Raw genomic sequence first — 21,151 nt, forward strand, 5'->3', positions numbered from 1 at the left:
CTGGCTCAGTCGGCAACCGTGGCGGTTTGCGGCGCGGCGGCCTCGATGGCGGCGGCAGGTGTCGCGCCCGCGGCCGCTGGCCGCGCCTGCACCACGCGCACGCCGCGGCTCTTCATCCAGGCGTCGAACTCGGCTGCGGTAAACTTCTTGCCCTTGTCCATGTTGAACCGATACGGCGTGTTGTCGAACTCGGTCTTGGGCACGTAGTTGGCGAACTCGTCCTTGGGCTGCGCGGCGCAGGCTTCCAGGCGCAGCCGCATCAGCACCACGTCGAGCGCCAGCGATTCATCGCGACTCTCGGCCAGCAGCGTGCGCGGCGCGGCCAGCGCCGCCGGGCGGCCGAGCATGCCCGAGTACAGCGGCGGCACCGGCGTGGTGCGCACCGGCAGCGGCTGCCCGAGCTCGCTGTCGCAGCTGATCGCGGCAGCCTCGCCGGTCAAGGCCATGGCCGCCAGCAGCACCGCACCCGTCATCATCGTCCTGAACATCGCCACGTCCCTGAGCAGTCCCGGTGCAAGTCTAGGCGCTGCGGGTACTTGCGACAATGACTCGGGATCGATTCGTGAAGCCCGTCACCTCATTGCCGCTTCCGGCGAAACGGCCAGCGCCCGCGCCAGTACTGGATCAGCAGGAAGCCGAAGGCCATGCCGCCCAGGTGGGCGAAGTGCGCGACACCAGGCGCGGTGCCGGTCACGCCCAGGAACAGTTCGAGCAGGCCGTAGGCGATCACGAAGGTGCGCGCCCGCATCGGGATCGGCGGGAACAGCAGCATCAGGCGGTGGTTGGGAAACAGCATTCCATAGGCCAGCAGCAGGCCGAACACGCCGCCCGAGGCACCGACCGTCGGGTACGCGCCCAGCCCGCCGTTGACCGCGGCGGTGGCCACGAGCAGCTGCACCAGGCCCGCGCCCACGACGCAGACGAGGTAGTACTGCAGAAAGCGGCGGCTGCCCCAGGTCGCCTCCAGCGGACCGCCGAACATCCACAGCGCGAACATGTTGAAGAACAGGTGGGTCATGCCGCCGTGCAGGAACCCGTAGGTCACAAGCTGCCAGGGCAGGAAGCCGACCAGTCCGGTGGAGCCGTCCGGCAGGCGCACGGGGAAGTCGCCCATCGGCCAGAGCATCAGATCGAGGAAGCGCGCCTCGCCCAGCCCCATCGTGGCCAGGAACAGCAAAACGTTGGCGATCAGCAGCGCACGCGTGATCGGTGGCACGTTGTCGAACATGTCGATGGAACCGGCTTGCGAAAGAAGGGGCATTCTACGCGGGCGGCGCGGTTCAGCCCCAGAGCACCCGGTCCAGCCAGGTTTCCGCGTCGTCCGTCGGCCGCACCCGGCCGTTGGCCACCGCGACGCCCTCGCCGCGCAGGCGCGCGACCTGTTCGTCGAAGGCCGCCGATCCCGGCGGAAAGGCGATGCGGCCGTCGGCGCGCACGATCCGGTGCCAGGGCAGCGCTTCGCCGGCGTCGGACAGGATTCGCGCCACCAGCCGGGCGCAGCGCGGAAAGCCGGCGCGGCGCGCGATCTGGCCATAGCTGGCGGTGCGGCCCGTCGGCACGTCGTGGATCGCGGCCAGAATCCGTCGCCGGCGCGTTTCGGCTTCGGTCGGGGGCATGCATCGGCCTCGTGGCGGGGAAGAGCGCAAGGGCGGCTAGAATACCCGCTGCCTTTTCCAGCCATCGTCGCCATGCAGAATTTCGAGCAGATCCGCGCCCACGTCCTTGCCCACTACACGGTCCGAACCAACGATCCCTACCTTCTGGGGGTGGAACTGTCGCTCGACCAGGGCGCGCGCCGGCAGACCATCTACCTGACCGAGATGCAGGACGACGACGCGCGCCCCTTCCTTCGCGTCAGCACCGCGATCGCGCCCATCACCGGGGTCGATGCGCGGCGCGCCCTGCACTTCAACTGGGCGCAGCGGGTGGGCTACCTCGCCCTGTCCGACCTCGACGGCGTACCCTACCTCAACCTGTGCGAGAACCGCCCCTACGCCTCGCTCACCGCGGCGGAAGTGGACCGGATCGTGCTGGAGATCGGCGGTCTGGGCGACCGCATGGAGCGCAGCTTTTCGGCGGGTGGCGATCTGTTCTGAGGGCCGCCGTCACGGCGCGCCCGTCGCCTCGCCGCCGTCCCCGGCCTGCTGCAGGAAAGCGCGGATGAGCGGCACCGTGACGCGGCGCTGCTCGGCCAGGCTGACCCGATCCAGCTGCTCGAGCAGGGCCACCAGCGAGGCCATGTCGCGCCCGACGCGACGCAGCAGGTAGCCGACCGCCGCCTCGTCGAGCACCCAGCCGCGATCCTGCGCCTTGCGCTGCAGGATCGCCGTGCGCAGCGCATCGTCGCTGCGCGGCAGGGTGAGCTGGATGCACTGGCCCAGGCGCGAGCGCAGATCCGGCAGGTCCACCGCCAGCCCCGCCGGCGTCTGGCGCGCCACATAGAGCACCGCGCAGCCGGCGGCCTGGCAGCGGTTGTGGAAATCGAACAGCGCGACCTCGTCGGCACGCGCGCCGAGCACCGCGTCGAGCCCATCGAGCACCGCCAGGCCGAGCCGGTCCAGACCCGCCAACCCCTGTTCCACCCGCCCCTGCAGCCGCACCAGCGGCACGTATTGCACCGCCAGACCCGCCGCCGCCGCGGCCTGCGCGGTGGCGATGGCGAGGTGGGTCTTGCCGCTGCCCTCGGGCCCGGACAGCAACACGAAACCCGGCTCGCCCGCGGCCATTGCGCGCAGGCGGGCGGGCACCTCGGGCGCGCCGACGAAGGTTTCGAAACGGAAGTCGGGTGCCGGGCGCAGCGCCAGCGGCAGCTGCGGCGTCAGGCTCACGCGCCCGATCCGCCCGGATCGGTGCCCGGATCGGTCTCCGCACGACGCCCGCGCCGCCTGCGCCCGCGCGGGTTCGCCTTGCGCCTGATCGGTGGCGGTTCGCCCGCGGGAGGCGACGGCCCGTCCGGTGGCGGATGCTCCCCGGCATACAGCCGGCTCGCGGTGTACTCCTGATACAGGTAGCGCAGGATCACCATCACCACGGCAGCCACCGGCAGCGCCACCAGCACGCCGACGAAGCCGAAGAGCTGGCCGCCGGCCATCACCGCAAAGATCACCGCCACCGGGTGCATGCCGATCCGGTCTCCGACCAGGAACGGCGTCAGCACCACGCTTTCGAGCGTCTGCCCGACCGCGAACACCAGCCCCACCAGCAGCACGTGGGTGAGGTCGCCGTGCTGCACCATCGCCGCGATCAGGCCGGCACCCACGCCCACGATGGCTCCGAGGTAGGGAATGAAGCTCACCAGTCCGGCCACCATTCCGATCAGGAGCGCCAGATCGATGCCCACCATCCACAGCCCGATCGAATAGATCGCCCCCAGCGCCACCATGACGCTGAGCTGGCCGCGCAGAAAGCCGCCGAGCACGCTGTCGGCCTCGCGCGACAGGCGCGAGATCACGGGCTCGATCCGGCGCGGGATCAGCAGGCGGATCTTCTCCACCATCACGTCCCAGTCGCGCAGCAGGTAGAAGGCCACCACCGGGATCAGCGCCAGGTTCACCAGCCAGCCGATGATCACCATGCCCGAGCGCGAGATGCCGCCCAGCACCGTGGCGGCGAATCCGCCCGCCTGTTTCCAGTGGTCGCGCAACATGCCGTAGAGGTATTCGAGGTCGAATCCCTCGATTTCCACGCCGGTGCGCTCGGTGATCCAGGGCAGCACGGTGCCGGTGAACCACTCGCGATAGCGCGGGAACTGGTCGATGAAGGTCGAAACCTGCCGCTCCAGCAGCGGGATCAGCAGCAGCACCACGCCCACCAGAGCCAGGGTCATCAGCAGGAACACGATGACGACCGCTCCGGTGCGCGACAAGCGCAACCGCTCCAGCCGATCCACCATCGGATCGCCAAGGTAGGCGAGCAGCGCGGCGATCACGAACGGCGTCAGCACCGGACCGAGCGCCCACAGCAGCAGGCCGATCCCGAGCACCAGCGCAGCCAGTTGCCACTTGTGCTTGTCGCTCATCGCCTTCTCCACGGATTCATCGACAGCTCTGTCAGGCATTGACGGTCCCGCCGGTGCGCGCGTGACTTCGCGTGATCATGGATGGCCCTGCCGCCGCCGTCAGCGGCGCAAGCTGAACACGCTGGGCGCGCGCTGGTCGCCGACCGAGGTCGACTCCAGCGGGCCGCCCGCCAGCAGTTGCGCAAGGCTGCCCACGCCCGCGCCCAGTTCCACATCCAGCTCCACCCGATCCGCCGCCAGTGCGACCGGCGACACCGCGCGCACGATGGTCTGACGGCGCAGGGTGGCGAGCACGCGGGCGTAGTCGGCGGCGCTCCCCAGCCCCTGCACCACGATGCGGTAGGTTCCGGCCGGGCCGGAAAGCGTCACCTGCGCCAGCCGCCGCACCAGCGCATCGGCCGCGCCGTCCGCTCCCGCGGCCAGCACCGCGGCAGCCTGCGGATCACGGTTCTGCCAGCGCCCGATCTCGCTTTCCCCGTCGCGCAGGCGCCAGTCGACCACCCAGCCGCCGCCGTCGCGCCGCAGCCAGCCGATCAGCGCCGGTCCGCCGTAGCGTCGCGTGGCCGTGTCGACGGCGTAGCTGTCCTCGCCGGCCAGATCCAGCGCCCGGACGGCGGCCTGATCCCGGGCGTCCCAGGCCGGCAGGCGCAGGCGCAGACCGCGCTGGCTGGCGCGGGTAGTCAGCGGCAGCACCGCCGCGGCGGCCGACTGCGACACGATGCGCGCGCCGGAACCATCGTCGATCGCCAGCCACAGGATCGCCTGGACGCGCCGCGGCGGTGCCGCGACCCCGCCGCCGGCCGCCAGCAGGTGCTGGACGCCGGCGGCGTCGAAGCGCGCGATCAGGTACAGGCGGCGGGTCGGCACGCCGTCCACATCCACCACCTCCTGGCGGTAGCGATACTGCTGCAGCAGGCCCGCAGCATCCGCGCCATGCGTAGCATCGGGCGCGGCCCCGGCCCTGGCCAGCACTTGGGCGAGGGCCTGCGGCAGCGCCGCCTCACGGTCCGCGTCCGACTGGCTGGCCACGGCGACCTCGCCCTCGTACGGACCGATCACCTGCGCCAGCGCCGGCAGACAGGGCGCGATGGCCAGCAGCACGAGCAGGAAAAGGCGGAAGGAAGAGCAAGCGCGCGCCATGGAGAAACCCTCGAAGTCAGACGCGCATGGTGCCGCAAGGCGGGCCGCAGCGTCCACGAACGGACGATCCTCCGCGCACGATGCCGCGGGCGAGCGGCTACAATTGCGCCCCCCGCATCCAGGATCCTGCCGTGTCCGCCGCCAAGCCGCCGCTCACCTACCGCGATGCGGGCGTCGACATCGACGCAGGCAACGCCCTCGTCGACCGCATCAAGCCGCTGGTGCGGCGCAGCTTCCGCCCGGAAGTGATGGGCGGGCTGGGCGGTTTCGGTGCCCTGTTCGATCTGTCGAACCGGTACCGCGAGCCGGTGCTGGTGTCGGGCACTGACGGCGTCGGTACCAAGCTCAAGCTGGCGCAGGACTGGAACCGCCACGACACCATCGGCATCGATCTGGTCGGCATGTGCGTCAACGACGTGCTGGTGCAGGGTGCCGAGCCGCTGTTTTTCCTCGATTATTTCGCCACCGGCAGGCTCGACGTGGACACCGCCGCGCGCGTCGTGGGCGGCATCGTGGAAGGCTGCGTGCGCGCCGGCTGCGCCCTGATCGGCGGCGAAACCGCGGAAATGCCCGACATGTATCCGCCCGGCGAATACGACCTGGCCGGGTTCTGCGTGGGCGGCGTGGAAAAGTCGAAGCTGCTCGACGGCGGCGCGGTGCGCGCCGGCGACGCCATCATCGGCGTGGCGTCGAGCGGCCCGCATTCCAACGGCTACTCGCTGATCCGGCGCGTGCTGGCGCGCAGCGGTGCCGCGCCGGAGCTGCAGCTCGGCGACACCACGCTGGGCGACGCGCTGATGGCACCCACGGAAATCTACGTCAAACCGGTCCTCGCCCTGCTGGCCGCGCACGCCCCGCACGCGCTGGCCCACATCACCGGCGGCGGGCTGAGCGAAAACATCATCCGCGTGATTCCCGAAGACCTGGGCGTGGCCATCGAGGCCAGCGCGATCGCGCTGCCGCCGGTGTTCGACTGGCTCCAGCGCGAAGGCGGCATCGCCAATGCCGAAATGTGGCGCACATTCAACTGCGGCATCGGCTTCGTGGTGATCGCCAGCCGCGACGAAGCGGCGGCCATGCAGGCATCGCTCGCACAGGCCGGGCTGGCCAATCGCATGATCGGTGAAGTGGTCGCAGCCACCGGCGAGAGCCGCGTGCGGATCGGCTGATGCTGCGCGTCGCGGTACTGGCCTCGGGCCGGGGCAGCAATCTGGCCGCGCTGCTGGCCGCGAGCCGCGCGCCGGACGCGGGCTATCGCATCGTCGGGGTCTTTTCCGACCAGGCCGACGCCGGTGCGCTCGCGCTGGCGCGCGAGGCCGATATCGAGGCAGCCGCCGTGACGCGCCGGCCGGACGAGCCGCGCGCCGCGCACGACGCCCGCCTGTTCGCCCGCGTGGCCGAGGTTCAGCCCAACCTCATCGTCTGTGCGGGATACATGCGCATCATTTCCGCCGAAGCGCTGTCGCAACTGGCCATCCCGATGATCAACCTCCATCCCTCGCTGCTGCCGCTCCATCCGGGTCTGGACACCCATGCGCGTGCGCTGGCCGCCGGCGACGCGCAGCACGGCTGCAGCGTGCACGTGGTCACCGCCGACCTCGACGCCGGCCCGCTGCTGGCCCAATCGCGGATCGCCATCGAAGCGGACGACACGCCCGAGCGTCTGGCCGCGCGCGTGCTGGCGTGCGAGCACCGGCTGCTGCCGGCCACCGTGCGCGCCATTGCCCGCGGGACGCTCGATCTCTCCGGCCCCGTGCCGCATCACGGCGGCGTGCCGCTAAGCGCACCGCTGCAGCTCGATCCATCCACGCTTGAAGGACTGCGGGCATGACGCGGCACCGGTTTTTCCCGCTGGCGGCGCTGCTCGCGCTCACCGCCACGCCCGCCGTCGCGCAGGAGGCGCTGTCGCCCTATGTCGCCGAGTACGAGGTGCTGCGCTCGGGCGCGGTCGAAGGGCGCGCCACCATGTCGCTGACCGCGGAAGGCGACGGGATCTGGCGGCTGGAAGGGCACACGCGGGGAACCCAGGGCCTGGCGGCGCTGGCGGGACTGCGCATCGACGAAACCTCGCGCTTCCGCGAGACCGCGGAGGGCCTGCAGTGCGTCCGCTACGATTACCGCCAGACCGGCCTGCGCAAGCGCGAGCGCCGGGTCGATTGCGGGGCCGATGGCATCGTCAGCCGCGACCATCGCGGCGAGTACCAGTTTCCCGCACAGCCCGGGGTCATCGACCAGCAGGCCGTGGGCCTGGCGCTGGCGATCGACCTGGCGGCGGGTCGCCGCGGGAAACTGGAATACCAGGTCGTCGATCGCGAGGAGCTTGCGGCCCAGGCCTACCGGGTCGATGGCGAAGACACCGTCCAGGTGCCGGCCGGACGCCTGCGCGCGATGAAGGTCGAGCGCATCCGCGAGGATGCGCGGCGCGTCACCACGACCTGGTTCGGCATCGGGCAGGGCTGGGTGCCGGTGCGCATCCTGCAGGCCGAATCCGACGGCATGGCCTTCGAGCTGCGCCTGGTGTCGGTGCGGCGCTGACGGCCGCCGGGCCTTCGCCGGCAGCGCGCAGCCCGCGCCTGCGGCGCTATGCTTGGGCAACCGGCTTCCGGCGGCAGCGGGATGTTGCGCCGCAGCGGGGTGCCGGGCATCCATCCTTTACACGAGGTGTCCCATGTCCGTGGCAAAAGTCATCGAAATCAGTTCTTCCTCTCCCCAGAGCATCGAAGACGCGGTCAAGCGCGGTCTCGCCAAGACAGCGGAATCGGTGAAGAACATCCAGGGCGCCTGGATCAACGAGACCAAGGCAGTCACCAAGCCCGACGGCAGCGTGACCGAGTGGCGGGTCAACATGCGGATCAGCTTCATCGTCGAGTGAACGACCGCACCCGCCCACGAAAAAGCCCGGCGCACGGCCGGGCTTTTTCGTGGCATCGGATTCAACCGGGCAGGCGCCGGATCCGCGCGCCCAGGCCGCTGAGCTTTTCCTCGATGTTCTCGTAGCCGCGGTCGATGTGGTAAATGCGGTCGACCACGGTCTCGCCCTGCGCCACCAGGCCGGCCAGCACCAGCGAGGCCGAGGCACGCAGGTCGGTTGCCATGATCGGCGCGCCGGTGAGCCGCTCCACGCCGCGGATGATGGCGGTGCGCCCGTCCACGCGGATGTCCGCGCCCAGGCGCTGCAGCTCCTGCACGTGCATGAAGCGGTTCTCGAATACGGTTTCGGTCACCATGCCCACGCCCTCGGCGACGCAGTTGAGCGCGGTGAACTGTGCCTGCATGTCGGTCGGGAAGGCCGGGTACGGCGCGGTGCTCACGTCCACCGCGCGCGGCCGCCGGCCGCGCATGTCCAGCTCGATCGAATCATTGCCGGTGGAAATGTGCGCGCCGGCTTCCTCCAGCTTCACCAGCACCGCGTCGAGCACGTCGGCACGGGTGCGCCGCGCCACCACGCGCCCGCCGGTCATCGCCGCGGCGACCAGGAAGGTGCCGGTCTCGATCCGGTCGGGCAGCACGTCGTAGCGACAGCCATCCAGCCGCTCCGCACCCTCGATCACCAGGCGCGAGGTGCCGATGCCGTCGATCTTCGCGCCCATCGCCACCAGGCAGTGCGCCAGATCCTCCACCTCCGGCTCCTGCGCGGCGTTCTCGATCACCGTGGTGCCGCGCGCAAGGGTGGCGGCCATCAGCAGGTTTTCGGTGCCGGTGACCGTCACCAGGTCCATCACGATGCGCGCACCGCGCAGGCGGTCGGCACGGGCGCGGATGTAGCCGTTCTCCACGCTGACCTGCGCACCCATCGCCTGCAGGCCCTTGATGTGCAGGTCCACCGGGCGCGAGCCGATCGCGCAGCCGCCCGGCAGCGAAACCTCCGCCTGCCCGAAGCGAGCCACCATCGGGCCGAGCACCAGGATCGAGGCGCGCATCTGCTTGACCAGCGCGTAGGGCGCGACAAAGCGGTTGGTCGGACGCGAATCGAGCTGGATGCGCATGCGATCGTCGATGGCGAGGTCCACGCCCATCTGGCCGAGCAGCTCCATGGTGGTGGTGACATCGTGCAGGTGCGGCACATTGCCGATCTCCACCGGGCCGTCGGCGAGCAGGCCCGCGGTCAGGATCGGCAACACGGCGTTCTTGGCACCGGAAATCTGCACCTCGCCTTCGAGCGGGATGCCTCCGGAAATCTGGATTTTGGTCATGAGTGGATCGCGTGTCCTGCCGGTGCGACGCGCTCAGGCGCGCGCTTCGTCCGGTGTCATGGTTTTGAGGGCCAGCGCGTGGATTTCCCCGCCCATGCGGTCGCCCAAGGTCGCGTAGACCAGGCGATGACGCGCCAGCGGCAGCTTGCCGGCGAAGGCATCGCTGATCACCGTGGCCTCGAAGTGCACCCCGTCATCACCCGAAACATCGACCACGGCACCGGGCAGTCCGGCCTCGATCAACTGGCGAATGCGCTGTGGGTCCATCGAAAAATCCGGCACTGAAAACATGAATGAAACCGTCCGCATCGCCCGGTGCCGGGCGGGCGGCCGGGCGGGGCGCTGGGGTAGAATGGCCGAGCATCATAAATCATAACGCCCGCCGCGCCCGAACCCGGGCCCACCGCGCCGGCCGATCAGGTGACCCACCGCCCATGAATGCCACCCTCCGCACCCTGGTTCCGCCCTCCGGCGGTGCCGACCTCGATCCCTCCCGGCTGATCGCCGCTGCCCAGTCGGTGTTCGACAACGAGGCGCGCGCGCTCCTGAGCCTGCGGAGCCGGGTCGACGCCAACTTCGTTGCGGCCTGCCGCGCCATGCTTGCCGCGCGCGGGCGCGTGATCACCACCGGCATGGGCAAATCCGGCCACATCGCCAGCAAGATCGCCGCCACCATGGCCTCCACCGGCACGCCGGCCTTCTTCGTGCACCCGGGCGAGGCCAGCCACGGCGATCTGGGCATGATCACCGAACACGACGTGGTGCTGGCGCTGTCCTATTCGGGCGAGAGCGACGAGGTGCTCACCATCGTCCCGGCGCTGCGGCGCCAGGGCAACACCCTGATCGCCATGACCGGCCGCGCCGATTCCACCCTGGCCCGCCTGTCGGATATCCACCTCGACGTCGCCGTCGGGGAAGAGGCGTGCCCGCTGGGGCTGGCCCCGACCACCAGCACCACCGCTTCACTCGCCATGGGCGATGCCCTCGCGGTCACGCTGCTGGAGGCGCGCGGCTTCACCAGCCAGGACTTCGCCCGCTCGCACCCGGCCGGCAGCCTCGGCCGACGCCTGCTGCTGCGCATCGCCGATGTGATGCACGCCGGCGACGAGATCCCGCGCGTGCCGGGCGATGCCACGATCAGTCAGGCCGTGGTGGAGATGAGCCGCAAGCGTCTGGGCATGACCGCCATCGTCGATCGCGACAATCGCCTGCTCGGCGTCTTCACCGACGGCGACCTGCGCCGCGCGATGGACGATCCGAGCGCCGACCTGCGCACCACGCCGGTCGCGGCGGTGATGGGCCGCGAGCCCAAGACGCTCACCCCCGAACGCCTCGCCGTGGAAGCGGCGCGCATGATGGAAGACCACAAGATTTCCGCCGTGGTCGTGGTGGACGAGCAACAGCGCGTCATGGGCGCGCTCAACATCCACGACCTCCTGCGCGCGCGGGTGGTATGAGCGCGCACTACCTGGCCGATGTTCCCGCCGCGGTGCGCGAACGCGCCGCCCGCATCCGCGTCGTGGCGCTCGACGTGGACGGCACGCTCACCGACGGCCGTCTGCGCTTCGCCTCCGACGGGAGCGAGACCAAGGCCTTCCACGCGCTCGACGGACAGGGCCTCAAGCTGCTGCGCGAATGCGGCATCGAAGTGGCGCTGATCACCGCGCGCAGCAGCGAGGTGGTCGCGCGCCGCGCCGTGGAGCTTGGCATCGTGCACCTGCACCAGGGCTGCCACGACAAGCGCGCCGCGCTGCGCGCCCTGTGCCAGATCCTCGCGCTCGAACCGGCGCAGGCCGCCTTCATGGGCGATGACCTGCCCGACCTGCCCGCGCTCGGCTGGGCGGGGCTGGCGGTCGGTCCGGCCAACGCGCATCCCTGGCTGCATCCGCACCTGCACTGGATCACCGCCGCGGCCGGCGGTCAGGGCGCGGTGCGCGCGCTGTGCGATCTCATCCTCGACGCGCAGGGCCACACCGGGCGGGTCCTGCAGCGGTTCGTCGATCCATGAGGCTGCCGCGCTGGGTTCCCGGCGCGCTGCTGCTGGTCGCGGCTGCCACCAGCAGCCTGGCGCTGTGGTGGCTGTATCGTCAGGACGAACCGGAACCGCTCACCGGGCCGCCGCGCTCGGATTATTTCCTCAGCGACTTCGACCTGGTGGCGCTGGACAGCGGCGGCAAGGAGTCCTTCCACGTCACGGGGCCATACCTGAGCCGCCACCCCTACCTTGGCACCATCGAGATCGAACAGCCGCGCTTCGCCTTGCCCGACAGCCGCGAGGGCACCTGGCTGGCGCGCGCCGACCGCGCCTGGGTCGATGCGGGCGGCACCGAACTGCGCCTGATCGGCGCGGTGGCCCTGGACAGCCCGCCGGAAGGCGGTAGCGGCGAACTGGCGTTCCGCAGCGAACGGCTCGACGTCTTCCCGCGCGAGCGAAAGGTGCAAAGCGATGCCGTGGTCACGCTCACTTCGCGTGACTCTATACTGCGCGGACGCGGCCTGCGGGCCGACCTGGACACCCGCCGCTTCCAACTGCTCGACGAGGTCACCGGCCACTATGCTTCTCCCGTTTCGACTCCGCGCCGTTGAGCGACTGGCGCTCCTCGCCGCCTGCCTGGCGCTGTTCGCGCCGCCGGCGCTGGCCCGCTCCGATGACCGCGACAAGCCGCTCGACGTGCAGGCCGGAGGACTGGATGGCGTGATGACGCAGGATGGTGACACCCGCTTTACCGATCTCGTCATCACCCAGGGCTCGCTGCGCATCGATGCCGCCGAGGCCACGGTGACGCGCGTCGCCGGCGAGGTGACCCGCGTGCTGCTGAAAGGCAGCCCCGCCTCGCTGCAGCAGGAAAACGACGAAGGCCAGCTCATGCGCGCCCGCGCGCAGCAGATCGTCTACGACACCGGCACCGAGATCGTCGTGCTCAGCGGCGATGTGCAGGTGGAACAGGGCCGCGACACCTTCCGCGGCGATCGGGTGCGCTACGACACCCGCAATGGCCGCATCCAGGGCGGCGGTGGCGAGGGTGGCCGCATCCATCTGACCATCCAGCCCAAGCCGCGCGCCACAGGCAACTGATGCTGGTCGCGCGCCACCTCAGGAAGCGCTACCGGCAGCGCGAGGTCGTCAAGGATTTCAGCCTGCACCTGGACGCCGGCGAAGTCGTGGGCCTGCTCGGCCCCAACGGGGCCGGCAAGACCACCTGCTTCTACATGATCGTCGGGCTGATCGCCTCCGACGGCGGCAGCATCCTGCTCGACGGCGAGGACGCCACCGCGCTGCCGATGCACCAGCGTGCGCGCCGCGGCGTCGGCTATCTGCCGCAGGAGCCGTCCATCTTCCGCCGCCTGACCGCCGCACAGAACGTCATGGCCGTGCTGGAACTGCGCGAGGATCTCGACGCCCAGGGGCGCGAGAACGAACTGCTCGCGCTGATGGAGGAACTGCAGGTCGCGCACGTCGCCGACCAGCGCGGGGTCAGCCTCTCGGGCGGCGAACGCCGTCGCGTGGAAATCGCCCGCGCGCTGGCCGCGCGCCCGCGCCTGATGCTGCTGGACGAACCCTTCGCCGGCGTCGATCCGATCTCGGTCGGCGACATCCAGAAGATCGTCGCCCACCTCAAAACCCGCGGCATCGGCATCCTCATCACCGACCACAACGTGCGCGAAACCCTCGGGATCTGTGACCGGGCCTACATTCTGAGCGAAGGCAGCGTGCTGGCGCAGGGCCGGCCCGATGAACTGCTCGCAAATCCCGACGTGCGTCGGGTATATCTAGGCGACAGTTTCCGCATGTAGCCCCGCAGGATCGCCGGTGAAGCCCGCACTCCAGCTCAAGATCGGGCAAAACCTGACCCTGACGCCCCAGCTGCGCCAGGCGATCCGGCTGCTGCAGCTTTCCAGCGCGGAGCTGGAAGCGGAAATCGCCGCCGCGCTGGAATCCAACCCGCTGCTGGAACAGCCCGAAGAGCCCGCGCCCGAGGAACACGCGCTGCCGGAGGCATCCCAGGCCGACGCCGGCGACGCGGCCGATGCGACCGACGACCTGCTCGACATCCCCGACTGGGCGCAGGAATACCAGAGCGACAGCTACGCCGCCGGCAGCGGCGGCGAGGACGACGAGCGCGAACGGGCCTTCGCGGACGCCGGCCTGGGCCTCCAGAACCACCTCCTGTGGCAGCTCAACCTGACCCCGATGTCGCCACGCGACCGCGTCATCGCGGCGACCCTGATCGAGTCCATCGGCGAGGACGGCTACCTGAGCGAACCGCTGGACGCGCTGCGCGACGGCTTGCGCCCCGACCTCGTGGCCGAACCGGACGAGATCGAGACGGTGTTGCATCGCATCCAGCGCTTCGATCCGCTCGGCGTGGGCGCGCGCACGCTGTCCGAATGCCTCCTGGTGCAGCTCTCCCCGGGCGATGCGACGCCTGCCGTGGACCTGGCCCGGCACATCGCGAGTGAACACCTCGAGGCCCTGGCGCGACTCGGCTCCGAGCGACTGGCCGCCCGGCTCGGAGCCGCGCCGGACATCATGCACGAGGCGGTGCAGCTGCTGCGCTCGCTGGATCCGCGCCCCGGATCGGGGTTTTCCCATGGCGCGCCCGAATACATCGTCCCGGACGCCTACGCGATCCGCCGCCGCGACGGCTGGCAGGCCCGCCCGGGACCGGGCTGCCAGCCGCAGCTGGGCATCAACCGGCACTACGAGTCCCTGATCGGCGTGGCCAGCCGGGCCGATGCCACCTACCTGCGCGCCCAGTTGCAGGAGGCGCGCTGGCTGATCAAGAGCCTGGAAACGCGCGCCGACACCGTGCTGCGCGTGGCGCAGGCCATCGTGCGCCACCAGAGCAACTTCCTTGAATTCGGTCCCGAGGCGATGCGCCCGCTGGTGCTGCGCGAAGTGGCCGACGAACTCGGTCTGCACGAATCCACGGTGTCGCGCGTGACCACCCGCAAATACCTGCACACCCCGCGCGGCACCTTCGAGTTCAAGCACTTCTTTTCCTCCAGCCTGGCCACCGCCGACGGCGGCGCGGCCTCGGGCACGGCCATCCAGGCCATGATCCGCCGCCTCATCGAAGGCGAAAACCCGCGCAAGCCGCTGTCCGACGCCAAGCTGGTGGAGGCCCTGGCGACCGAGGGCGTGATGGTGGCGCGCCGCACCGTGGCCAAGTACCGCGAGGCGCAGGGAATCCCCTCCTCCAACGATCGCCAGCGCCTGCAGTGACGATGAATCCCCGCGGCCCCCTTGTTTTCCATCCGACCTTGCTACCATCTTGCCGATGAAGGCTCCGTACGCGGCAAGTGCCGCGCATCCACCCGGCGGTGCCTGCCGGGGAATCCGCCGAAAGGCAGCAACAGGAGGTTTGTCATGCGTATCGAAATCGTCGGACACCAGATCGAAGTCACCCCCGCCCTGCGCGACACCATCCTCGCCAAACTGGACAAGCTGGGCCGTTATTCCGATGACCTGATCGACGGGCGCGTCACGCTCTCGGTGGAGCGCCTCGATAAGAAGATCGACGCGACCCTCAACCTGTCGGGTCACACGGTCCACGCGGAAGCTTCCGACGAAGACATGTACAACGCCATCGACCAGCTGCTCGACAAGCTCGTGCGCCAGGTCACCAAGCACAAGGAAAAGCAGACCCAGCACCGCTCCGACCAGAGCATCCGCACCGCGGAAGCCGACTGAGCACTGCCCGGGCCGGCCTCGCACCGCAACCACGGCCCGGGCGCTTGCCGGGCGAACCGGGCCGGAGGCGGACAGGCGTCGCCTCCGGTCCTGCCACATCAGGGGAACACGCCATGCATCTCGTCGACCTTCTGGCTCCCTCGCGCATCCGCGCGAGCGCCAGCGCCACCAGCAAGAAGCGCCTGCTGGAACTGATCGCCTCCACCCTCAACCAGGGCAGCGAAGACACCGATCTGGAGCGGCGCATCTACGACGGCCTGTGCGCACGCGAGCGCCTGGGCTCCACCGGGCTGGGACGCGGCGTGGCGATCCCGCACGGAAGAATCACCGGCCTGGTCGGCCCCGTGGGTGCCTTTCTGCGCCTGGACGAACCGCTGGACTTCGACGCCAGCGACGGCGAGCCGGTCGACCTCGTCTTCGCGCTCGTGGTGCCCGAGCACTTCAGCCAGCAGCACCTGCTGCTGCTCTCGCAGCTTGCGGAAATGTTCAGCGACAGCGACTTCTGCGCGCGCCTGCGCGGCTGCCGCACCGATGCGGCGCTGCAGGCCGCGCTGGCGGACTGGCAGATCGCCCACCTCGCCGCCTGACAGGCGGCCACCCCGGCGGCATACTCACGGCACCCGCCGCTGGCCGCCCCCACATGCCGACTCCCATGCGCATCACTGCCCGTGAACTGTTCGACCAGCTCGAACAGCGCCTTGGCCTGCGCTGGATCGGCGGCCAACGCGGCGCGGGCCGCGTGCTCGAATCGGTCGACCACCTGGCGCGCCGTCCCGCGCTGGCCGGCTACCTCAACACCATCCACGCCAACAAGGTCCAGATCATCGGCAGCGAGGAGCTCGACTACCTCGATGCCCTGGAGCCCTCGCAGCGCAGCAAGCTCCTGATGCGCATCGTCAGCGATACCCCGCTGGCCCTGGTCGTCACCAAGGACCGCGAGGCAGCGGACGACCTGCGCGAGGCGGCCAACCGCACCGACACGCCGCTGTGGGTTTCCAGCCACCGCGGCCACGAACTGCTGACCTATTTCCAGTACCACCTCGCGCGCGCGCTGGCTCCGCGCCGGACCCTGCACGGCGTGTTCATGGAGGTGCATTCGATCGGCGTGCTGATCACCGGCGAGTCGGGGCTGGGCAAGAGCGAGCTGGCGCTGGAGCTGATCTCGCGCGGGCACCGCCTGGTCGCGGACGATGCGCCCGAATTCAACCGCATCGCGCCCGACATGCTCGACGGCAGCTGCCCGGAGATGCTGCAGGATCTGCTGGAAGTGCGCGGCATCGGCATTCTCAACATCCGCCAGATGTACGGCGACACCGCGGTCAAGCGCAACAAGTACCTGCGCCTGATCGTGCACCTCGAACGTCAGGAGCCGGGGCGGGACGAAGACGCCTTCGACCGCCTGCACGGCACCTTCGGCACGCAGCGGCTGCTGGACGTGGACATCCCGCGCATCACCTTGCCCGTGGCCGCCGGACGCAACCTGGCCGTTCTGGCCGAGGCAGCCGTGCGTGCGCACCTGCTCAAAAGCAAGGGTTTCGATGCCGCCCAGGCCTTCATCGACCGCCAGGCCCACCAGATGCGCCACACCACGCCATGAACCCCATCGACGATCCACACCCGCCCCTGCTCGTCATCAGCGGCCTCTCCGGCTCCGGCAAAAGCGTCGTGCTGCGCACGCTGGAAGATCTCGACTACTACTGCGTCGACAACCTGCCGGCCGAACTCCTGCCCGAGTTCGTGGCCGGCGTCACCGCCGGCGGCAACGGTCGCCATCGCCGGCTCGCGGTGGGCATCGACGTGCGCAATCGCCCCGAGGGCCTGACCCGCCTGCCGCATTCCCTGGCCAAAGTCGGCACCATGGGCTGCCAGCACCAGCTCGTCTTCCTCGACACCCTCGACGAAGTGCTGCTGCGCCGCTACAGCGAAACCCGCCGCCGCCATCCGCTCAGCGGCGAAGGCCTGCCGCTGGCCGACGCCATCGCGCTCGAGCGCCAGCGCCTGCGCCCGCTCGCCGCCATCGCCGACCGCGTGCTCGACACCAGCACCATGAACGTGCACCAGCTGCGTCGATGGGTCGTTACCGAACTGGCCGCCGACGCCCAGCCCGGGCTTTCCCTGCTGGTGCAGTCCTTCGCCTACCGCCACGGCGTGCCGGGCGATGCCGACTTCGTGTTCGACGTGCGCTGCCTGCCCAATCCGCACTGGGATCCCGGCCTGCGCCCGCTCTCCGGGCGCGATGCGCCGGTGCGCGAGTGGCTGATGCAACAGCCCGCCGTGGTCGAATACCTCGACCACGTTGCCGGCTTCGTCGACGCCTGGCTGCCGCGCTTCGAAAGCGACACGCGCAGCTACGTCACCCTGGCGTTCGGCTGCACCGGTGGCCGCCACCGCTCGGTGCACTGCACCGAATGGCTCGCCTCGCACTGGCGCGACCAGGGCCGCAGCCGGGTGGTGACGTTTCATCGGGAGCTGGAGTAGGGCACCGAAACGATCCGTCGAAACGCCCCGCCGGAACGACCCGTCGGAACGTAGGTCGGCCCTGCGTGGCCGACGTTGCGGGGCATCAAACGCCCCGTCGGGGGCGTAGCCCCGACCTACGACAGCAACGCTCGCCGGAACGATCCGTCAAAACGCCCCGTCAAAACGCCCCGCCGAAACGTAGGTCGGCCCTACGTGGCCGACGTTGCGGGGCATCCAACGCCCCGTCGGGGGCGTAGCCCCGACCTGCCGCAGCAACATCAAAGCCAGGCCGCGCGCTGCCCCCTCAATCATCCCGCACCACGATGTTCGGGAACGCAATCGACTTGCTGCGCGCCCGCAGCGACAGCCTTCCTGCCGCCTTGCGCGCGATGTCGCGATAGCTCACCGCCGCCGCCGAATCCGGCTGCGAGGCGACGGTCGGCGCGCCGCCGTCGGCCTGTTCGCGGATCCGGATGTCGAGCGGCAGCGAGCCCAGCAGCGGCACGCCGTACTGGCTCGCCATGCGCCCGCCGCCGCCGCTGCCGAAGATGTGTTCGGCGTGGCCGCAGTTCGAGCAGACGTGGATCGCCATGTTCTCGACGATGCCCAGCACCGGCACCTCGACCTTCTCGAACATCTTGAGCGCCTTGCGCGCATCGAGCAAGGCGATGTCCTGCGGCGTGGTGACGATCAGCGCGCCGGAAACGGGCACGCGCTGGCACAGGGTCAGATGGATGTCGCCGGTGCCCGGCGGCAGGTCGATGACGAGGTAGTCCAGATCCTGCCAGAGGGTGTCGTTGAGGAGCTGCTGCAGGGCCTGGGTCACCATCGGGCCGCGCCAGATCATCGGGGTGTCCTCGTCGATCAGAAAGCCGATCGACATGGCCTCGAGCCCGTGCGCGCGCATCGGCACGATGCGCTTGTTCTCCACCGTTTCCGGGCGCCCGGTGAGGCCCAGCATGCGCGGGATGCTGGGGCCGTAGATGTCGGCGTCGAGCACGCCGACCCGCGCCCCTTCCGCCACCAGCGCCAGTGCCAGGTTCACCGCCGTGGTGGACTTGCCCACGCCGCCCTTGCCCGAGGCCACCGCGATGACGTTCTTCACGCCGGGCAGCGGGTTGACGCCCTTGCGTACTTCGTGCGCCAGAACGCGCGAGGACACCGAGGCGGAGGCGGCGGAGATCGCCGGATCGGCGCGCAGCACGCCTTCGATCATGCCGGCAAGGGTCGCGTGCCAGCTCGCCGCCGGATAGCCCAGCACCACGTCGACCGCGACCTTGTCGCCATCGATCCCGACGCCGCGCACCTGCCCGCCGGACACCAGGTCCAAGCCGGTATTGGGATCGGTGACGCGCGAAAGCAGCGCGCGGACGTGGTCTTCGGTAACGGACATGGCGACGTTCCAAATGGGAATGATTGCCAAGTGTAGTGCCGCACGGGCCGTGCCGACAGCACCGCATGCGCCTGGCCGCGCGATCTTCCGGCGTGCTCGCGGCCGGGATCGGCGGGCCGTGGGATAATCCCCGGCTTTCCACCGCGATGTCCGCCATGTCCGCTTCCGCCCCGCTCTTCGTCACCTGCGCCCTGCCCTACGCCAACGGCCCACTGCACCTGGGCCACCTGGTGGGCTACATCCAGGGCGACATCTGGGTTCGCGCGCAGCGGCTGATGGGCCAGCCGGCGCATTTCGTCTGCGCCGACGATGCCCACGGCACGCCGATCATGCTGGCGGCGGAGAAGGTCGGACAGGCACCGGAAGACTTCATCCGCGCCATCCAGACCGGCCACGAGCGCGATTTCGCCCGGTTCCACGTCGCCTTCGACCACTACCACTCCACCCACTCGCCGGAAAACCGCGAGATGTCGGAGCTGATCTACACTCGCCTGCGCGATGCCACCCACTGGCCCGAACCGGTGATCGCGCGGCGCTCGATCGCCCAGCTCTACGATCCGGTGAAGGGCATGTTCCTGCCCGACCGCTACGTCAAGGGCGAGTGCCCCAACTGCGGCGCGCCCGACCAGTACGGCGACAACTGCGAGGTCTGCGGCAAGGCCTATTCGGCCACCGATCTCAAGAACCCGGTGTCGGCGATGTCCGGCGCCACGCCCGAGCTGCGCCAGTCGGAGCACTACTTCTTCGAACTCGGCAAGTTCGAGGCTTTCCTGCGCGAGTGGCTGGCCGGCGACGTGGCTTCCGGCGCGGTCAAGGCCAAGCTCGACGAGTGGCTGGAAGGCGGCCTGCGCGACTGGGACATTTCGCGCGATGCGCCCTATTTCGGCTTTCCGATTCCGGATGCGCCGGGCAAGTTCTTCTACGTGTGGCTCGACGCGCCGATAGGCTACCTCGGCAGCCTGCGCGCCTACAGCCGCACGGAAAAGGGCCACGCCGCGGGGCTGGACGACGCGCGCTTCGCCGCCATGCTCGCGGCAGGCAGCGGCACCCGCATGCACCATTTCGTGGGCAAGGACATCATCAACTTCCACGGCCTGTTCTGGCCGGCCATGCTCAAGGGTGCCGGCCTGATCACGCCCACGCGTCTGCACGTCAACGGCTACCTCACCGTGAACGGGGCCAAGATGAGCAAGTCGCGCGGCACCTTCATCATGGCGCGCACCTACCTCGACGCCGGCCTCAACCCCGAGTACCTGCGCTACTACTTCGCCGCCAAGACCTCGGGCGGGATCGACGATCTCGATCTCAACCTGGCCGACTTCGCGCAGCGGGTGAACTCGGACCTGGTCGGCAAGTTCGTCAACATCGCCAGCCGCTGCGCCGGCTTCATCGGCAAGCGTTTCGATGGCCGGCTCGCCGCCAGCCTTGCGCCCGAACTGCGCGCGCGCTACGACGCCGCCTGGCAGCGCCTCGCGGATGCCTGCCTCGGCGCGAACGGTGCCTACGCGCGCGACAACCTCAACGCGGTGCTGACGCGGGTCATGGCCGAAGCCGATGCGGCCAACGAGTGGATCGCGGAAATGGCCCCGTGGGCGATGGCGAAAGATCCGTCGCGCGATGCCGAGCTGCACGCGGTCGCGAGCCTTGCGATCAACCTGTTCCGCCTCATCGCCGGCATCCTCAAGCCGGTGCTGCCCGCCACTGCGCAGGGCGCGGAAGCCTTCCTCCAGGCACCGGTCACGCATTTCGACGACCTTGCCGAACCGCTGCTCGATCACGCCATCGCGCCGTATTCCGCGCTCCTCACCCGCATCGACCCCATCCACATCGAGGCGATGGTGGACGCCAGCCGGGAATCCCTCCAGCCCGTGCCAGCCGCAGCCACAGCACCCGAGGCAACGCTCGATTCCACGGCGGCGGCAACGATTTCCATCGACGACTTCGCCAAGCTCGACCTGCGCATCGGCACCGTCACGGCCTGCGAATTCGTGGAAGGCTCCGACAAGCTGCTGCGCTTCACCCTCGACGCCGGCGAACTGGGCGCCCGGCAAATCTTTTCCGGCATCCGCGCCGCCTACGGCGAACCGGAAAAGCTGGTCGGCCGCCGCGTCGTGTTCATCGCCAACCTCGCGCCGCGCAAGATGCGCTTCGGCGTGAGCGAGGGAATGATCCTCTCGGCCGGAACCGACGGGGCGGATCTCTTCCTGCTCGACGCGGACGCCGGAGCCCGCGCCGGCATGGCGGTCAAGTGA

General features: G+C 69.9%; 25 protein-coding genes. 16 read left to right on the forward strand and 9 right to left on the reverse strand.

From position 1 onward, the window contains the following. Nucleotides 1-5: 5 nt before the first annotated feature. The 3 genes from WB794_RS10610 to WB794_RS10620 form a co-directional block, all read right to left on the reverse strand. Complete coding sequence (locus tag WB794_RS10610; RefSeq protein ID WP_415926683.1) at nucleotides 6-476, reverse strand: hypothetical protein; 471 nt, start codon at nucleotides 474-476, stop codon at nucleotides 6-8. 101 nt (nucleotides 477-577) lie between these two features. Next, entirely contained in the window at nucleotides 578-1,228 is a 651-nt protein-coding gene (locus WB794_RS10615) for a rhomboid family intramembrane serine protease (RefSeq protein ID WP_337335853.1), read from the reverse strand. Nucleotides 1,229-1,280: 52 nt separating this feature from the next. After that, nucleotides 1,281-1,616, reverse strand: coding sequence for an MGMT family protein (locus WB794_RS10620; RefSeq protein WP_337335821.1), 336 nt, complete (start codon nucleotides 1,614-1,616; stop codon nucleotides 1,281-1,283). Nucleotides 1,617-1,688: 72 nt separating this feature from the next. Here WB794_RS10620 and WB794_RS10625 point away from each other — a divergent pair, with 72 nt between their 5' ends. Further along, the gene (locus WB794_RS10625; protein ID WP_337335822.1) at nucleotides 1,689-2,096 is read left to right on the forward strand and encodes a hypothetical protein; all 408 of its coding nucleotides are present in this window, start codon (nucleotides 1,689-1,691) and stop codon (nucleotides 2,094-2,096) included. A 9-nt stretch (nucleotides 2,097-2,105) separates the two neighbouring features. Here the strand turns inward: WB794_RS10625 and hda are convergent, their stop codons facing one another. The 3 genes from hda to WB794_RS10640 all read right to left on the reverse strand — a co-directional run bounded on the left by hda (nucleotide 2,106) and on the right by WB794_RS10640 (nucleotide 5,158). Then, entirely contained in the window at nucleotides 2,106-2,822 is a 717-nt protein-coding gene (hda, locus tag WB794_RS10630) for a DnaA regulatory inactivator Hda (protein ID WP_337335854.1), read from the reverse strand. Between the two features lie 2 nt (nucleotides 2,823-2,824). Further along, a complete protein-coding gene (locus WB794_RS10635) occupies nucleotides 2,825-4,018 on the reverse strand; it encodes an AI-2E family transporter (RefSeq protein WP_337335823.1) in 1,194 nt (397 codons plus the stop codon). A 99-nt stretch (nucleotides 4,019-4,117) separates the two neighbouring features. Beyond that, nucleotides 4,118-5,158: a DUF2066 domain-containing protein gene (locus tag WB794_RS10640; protein ID WP_337335824.1), complete on the reverse strand. Its 1,041-nt coding sequence runs from the start codon at nucleotides 5,156-5,158 to the stop codon at nucleotides 4,118-4,120. Nucleotides 5,159-5,274: 116 nt separating this feature from the next. On the opposite strand from WB794_RS10640, the gene purM reads away from it, so the two are divergent. The 4 genes from purM (at nucleotide 5,275) to WB794_RS10660 (ending at nucleotide 8,030) form a co-directional block, all read left to right on the forward strand. Then, nucleotides 5,275-6,327 (forward strand): phosphoribosylformylglycinamidine cyclo-ligase, encoded by a 1,053-nt coding sequence (purM, locus tag WB794_RS10645; RefSeq protein WP_415926684.1) that lies wholly within the window; start codon nucleotides 5,275-5,277, stop codon nucleotides 6,325-6,327. Beyond that, entirely contained in the window at nucleotides 6,327-6,989 is a 663-nt protein-coding gene (gene purN / locus WB794_RS10650; RefSeq protein ID WP_337335826.1) for a phosphoribosylglycinamide formyltransferase, read from the forward strand. The genes purM and purN overlap by 1 nt, the downstream gene beginning before the upstream one ends. Then, nucleotides 6,986-7,693 carry a DUF3108 domain-containing protein gene (locus WB794_RS10655; protein ID WP_337335827.1) on the forward strand — a complete coding sequence of 236 codons (708 nt, stop codon included), beginning with the start codon at nucleotides 6,986-6,988 and terminating at the stop codon, nucleotides 7,691-7,693. The genes purN and WB794_RS10655 overlap by 4 nt, the downstream gene beginning before the upstream one ends. 133 nt (nucleotides 7,694-7,826) lie before the next feature. Continuing rightward, entirely contained in the window at nucleotides 7,827-8,030 is a 204-nt protein-coding gene (locus WB794_RS10660; protein WP_337335828.1) for a dodecin family protein, read from the forward strand. A gap of 61 nt (nucleotides 8,031-8,091) precedes the next feature. On the opposite strand, the gene murA is transcribed toward WB794_RS10660, so the two are convergent. Both murA and WB794_RS10670 read right to left on the reverse strand, forming a co-directional pair. Continuing rightward, complete coding sequence (gene murA, locus WB794_RS10665) at nucleotides 8,092-9,351, reverse strand: UDP-N-acetylglucosamine 1-carboxyvinyltransferase (protein ID WP_337335829.1); 1,260 nt, start codon at nucleotides 9,349-9,351, stop codon at nucleotides 8,092-8,094. 33 nt (nucleotides 9,352-9,384) lie between these two features. Further along, nucleotides 9,385-9,618 carry a BolA family protein gene (locus WB794_RS10670; RefSeq protein WP_337335830.1) on the reverse strand — a complete coding sequence of 78 codons (234 nt, stop codon included), beginning with the start codon at nucleotides 9,616-9,618 and terminating at the stop codon, nucleotides 9,385-9,387. 167 nt (nucleotides 9,619-9,785) lie between these two features. On the opposite strand from WB794_RS10670, the gene WB794_RS10675 reads away from it, so the two are divergent. The 10 genes from WB794_RS10675 (at nucleotide 9,786) to rapZ (ending at nucleotide 17,524) form a co-directional block, all read left to right on the forward strand. After that, a complete protein-coding gene (locus WB794_RS10675) occupies nucleotides 9,786-10,808 on the forward strand; it encodes a KpsF/GutQ family sugar-phosphate isomerase (protein ID WP_337335831.1) in 1,023 nt (340 codons plus the stop codon). Continuing rightward, entirely contained in the window at nucleotides 10,805-11,359 is a 555-nt protein-coding gene (locus WB794_RS10680) for a KdsC family phosphatase (RefSeq protein ID WP_337335832.1), read from the forward strand. Before WB794_RS10675 ends, WB794_RS10680 begins: the two co-directional genes overlap by 4 nt. After that, nucleotides 11,356-11,937, forward strand: a complete 582-nt coding sequence (gene lptC / locus WB794_RS10685) for an LPS export ABC transporter periplasmic protein LptC (protein WP_337335833.1) — start codon at nucleotides 11,356-11,358, stop codon at nucleotides 11,935-11,937. The genes WB794_RS10680 and lptC overlap by 4 nt, the downstream gene beginning before the upstream one ends. Beyond that, nucleotides 11,906-12,427 (forward strand): lipopolysaccharide transport periplasmic protein LptA, encoded by a 522-nt coding sequence (gene lptA / locus WB794_RS10690; protein ID WP_337335834.1) that lies wholly within the window; start codon nucleotides 11,906-11,908, stop codon nucleotides 12,425-12,427. Before lptC ends, lptA begins: the two co-directional genes overlap by 32 nt. Next, nucleotides 12,427-13,146, forward strand: a complete 720-nt coding sequence (lptB, locus tag WB794_RS10695) for an LPS export ABC transporter ATP-binding protein (RefSeq protein WP_337335835.1) — start codon at nucleotides 12,427-12,429, stop codon at nucleotides 13,144-13,146. Before lptA ends, lptB begins: the two co-directional genes overlap by 1 nt. Before the next feature lie 16 nt (nucleotides 13,147-13,162). Continuing rightward, complete coding sequence (locus tag WB794_RS10700) at nucleotides 13,163-14,578, forward strand: RNA polymerase factor sigma-54 (protein WP_337335836.1); 1,416 nt, start codon at nucleotides 13,163-13,165, stop codon at nucleotides 14,576-14,578. Nucleotides 14,579-14,722: 144 nt separating this feature from the next. Beyond that, the gene (gene hpf, locus WB794_RS10705) at nucleotides 14,723-15,046 is read left to right on the forward strand and encodes a ribosome hibernation-promoting factor, HPF/YfiA family (protein ID WP_337335837.1); all 324 of its coding nucleotides are present in this window, start codon (nucleotides 14,723-14,725) and stop codon (nucleotides 15,044-15,046) included. A 113-nt stretch (nucleotides 15,047-15,159) separates the two neighbouring features. Continuing rightward, entirely contained in the window at nucleotides 15,160-15,633 is a 474-nt protein-coding gene (locus WB794_RS10710; RefSeq protein ID WP_337335838.1) for a PTS sugar transporter subunit IIA, read from the forward strand. Between the two features lie 65 nt (nucleotides 15,634-15,698). After that, nucleotides 15,699-16,643, forward strand: coding sequence for an HPr(Ser) kinase/phosphatase (hprK, locus tag WB794_RS10715; RefSeq protein ID WP_337335839.1), 945 nt, complete (start codon nucleotides 15,699-15,701; stop codon nucleotides 16,641-16,643). Continuing rightward, nucleotides 16,640-17,524 carry an RNase adapter RapZ gene (gene rapZ, locus WB794_RS10720; RefSeq protein ID WP_337335840.1) on the forward strand — a complete coding sequence of 295 codons (885 nt, stop codon included), beginning with the start codon at nucleotides 16,640-16,642 and terminating at the stop codon, nucleotides 17,522-17,524. The genes hprK and rapZ overlap by 4 nt, the downstream gene beginning before the upstream one ends. Before the next feature lie 286 nt (nucleotides 17,525-17,810). Here the strand turns inward: rapZ and apbC are convergent, their stop codons facing one another. After that, nucleotides 17,811-18,899: an iron-sulfur cluster carrier protein ApbC gene (gene apbC / locus WB794_RS10725; protein WP_337335841.1), complete on the reverse strand. Its 1,089-nt coding sequence runs from the start codon at nucleotides 18,897-18,899 to the stop codon at nucleotides 17,811-17,813. Between the two features lie 155 nt (nucleotides 18,900-19,054). Here apbC and metG point away from each other — a divergent pair, with 155 nt between their 5' ends. Further along, nucleotides 19,055-21,151 (forward strand): methionine--tRNA ligase, encoded by a 2,097-nt coding sequence (gene metG / locus WB794_RS10730; protein ID WP_337335842.1) that lies wholly within the window; start codon nucleotides 19,055-19,057, stop codon nucleotides 21,149-21,151.

This window comes from Denitratimonas tolerans, from assembly GCF_037203605.1.
GTDB lineage: Bacteria > Pseudomonadota > Gammaproteobacteria > Xanthomonadales > Xanthomonadaceae > Denitratimonas > Denitratimonas tolerans.

Coding starts and splice junctions, on each gene's coding strand:
- WB794_RS10625 (WP_337335822.1), top strand. CDS start 1,689: ATGCAGAATTTCGAGCAGATCCGCGCCCACGTCCTTGCCCACTACACG.
- WB794_RS10680 (WP_337335832.1), top strand. CDS start 10,805: ATGAGCGCGCACTACCTGGCCGATGTTCCCGCCGCGGTGCGCGAACGC.
- hpf (WP_337335837.1), top strand. CDS start 14,723: ATGCGTATCGAAATCGTCGGACACCAGATCGAAGTCACCCCCGCCCTG.
- WB794_RS10670 (WP_337335830.1), bottom strand. CDS start 9,618: ATGGACCCACAGCGCATTCGCCAGTTGATCGAGGCCGGACTGCCCGGT.
- murA (WP_337335829.1), bottom strand. CDS start 9,351: ATGACCAAAATCCAGATTTCCGGAGGCATCCCGCTCGAAGGCGAGGTG.
- WB794_RS10660 (WP_337335828.1), top strand. CDS start 7,827: ATGTCCGTGGCAAAAGTCATCGAAATCAGTTCTTCCTCTCCCCAGAGC.
- WB794_RS10655 (WP_337335827.1), top strand. CDS start 6,986: ATGACGCGGCACCGGTTTTTCCCGCTGGCGGCGCTGCTCGCGCTCACC.
- apbC (WP_337335841.1), bottom strand. CDS start 18,899: ATGTCCGTTACCGAAGACCACGTCCGCGCGCTGCTTTCGCGCGTCACC.
- WB794_RS10640 (WP_337335824.1), bottom strand. CDS start 5,158: ATGGCGCGCGCTTGCTCTTCCTTCCGCCTTTTCCTGCTCGTGCTGCTG.
- WB794_RS10615 (WP_337335853.1), bottom strand. CDS start 1,228: ATGTTCGACAACGTGCCACCGATCACGCGTGCGCTGCTGATCGCCAAC.
- metG (WP_337335842.1), top strand. CDS start 19,055: ATGTCCGCTTCCGCCCCGCTCTTCGTCACCTGCGCCCTGCCCTACGCC.
- WB794_RS10620 (WP_337335821.1), bottom strand. CDS start 1,616: ATGCCCCCGACCGAAGCCGAAACGCGCCGGCGACGGATTCTGGCCGCG.
- hprK (WP_337335839.1), top strand. CDS start 15,699: ATGCGCATCACTGCCCGTGAACTGTTCGACCAGCTCGAACAGCGCCTT.
- WB794_RS10710 (WP_337335838.1), top strand. CDS start 15,160: ATGCATCTCGTCGACCTTCTGGCTCCCTCGCGCATCCGCGCGAGCGCC.
- WB794_RS10675 (WP_337335831.1), top strand. CDS start 9,786: ATGAATGCCACCCTCCGCACCCTGGTTCCGCCCTCCGGCGGTGCCGAC.
- purN (WP_337335826.1), top strand. CDS start 6,327: ATGCTGCGCGTCGCGGTACTGGCCTCGGGCCGGGGCAGCAATCTGGCC.
- rapZ (WP_337335840.1), top strand. CDS start 16,640: ATGAACCCCATCGACGATCCACACCCGCCCCTGCTCGTCATCAGCGGC.
- WB794_RS10610 (WP_415926683.1), bottom strand. CDS start 476: ATGATGACGGGTGCGGTGCTGCTGGCGGCCATGGCCTTGACCGGCGAG.
- WB794_RS10635 (WP_337335823.1), bottom strand. CDS start 4,018: ATGAGCGACAAGCACAAGTGGCAACTGGCTGCGCTGGTGCTCGGGATC.
- lptA (WP_337335834.1), top strand. CDS start 11,906: ATGCTTCTCCCGTTTCGACTCCGCGCCGTTGAGCGACTGGCGCTCCTC.
- lptB (WP_337335835.1), top strand. CDS start 12,427: ATGCTGGTCGCGCGCCACCTCAGGAAGCGCTACCGGCAGCGCGAGGTC.
- lptC (WP_337335833.1), top strand. CDS start 11,356: ATGAGGCTGCCGCGCTGGGTTCCCGGCGCGCTGCTGCTGGTCGCGGCT.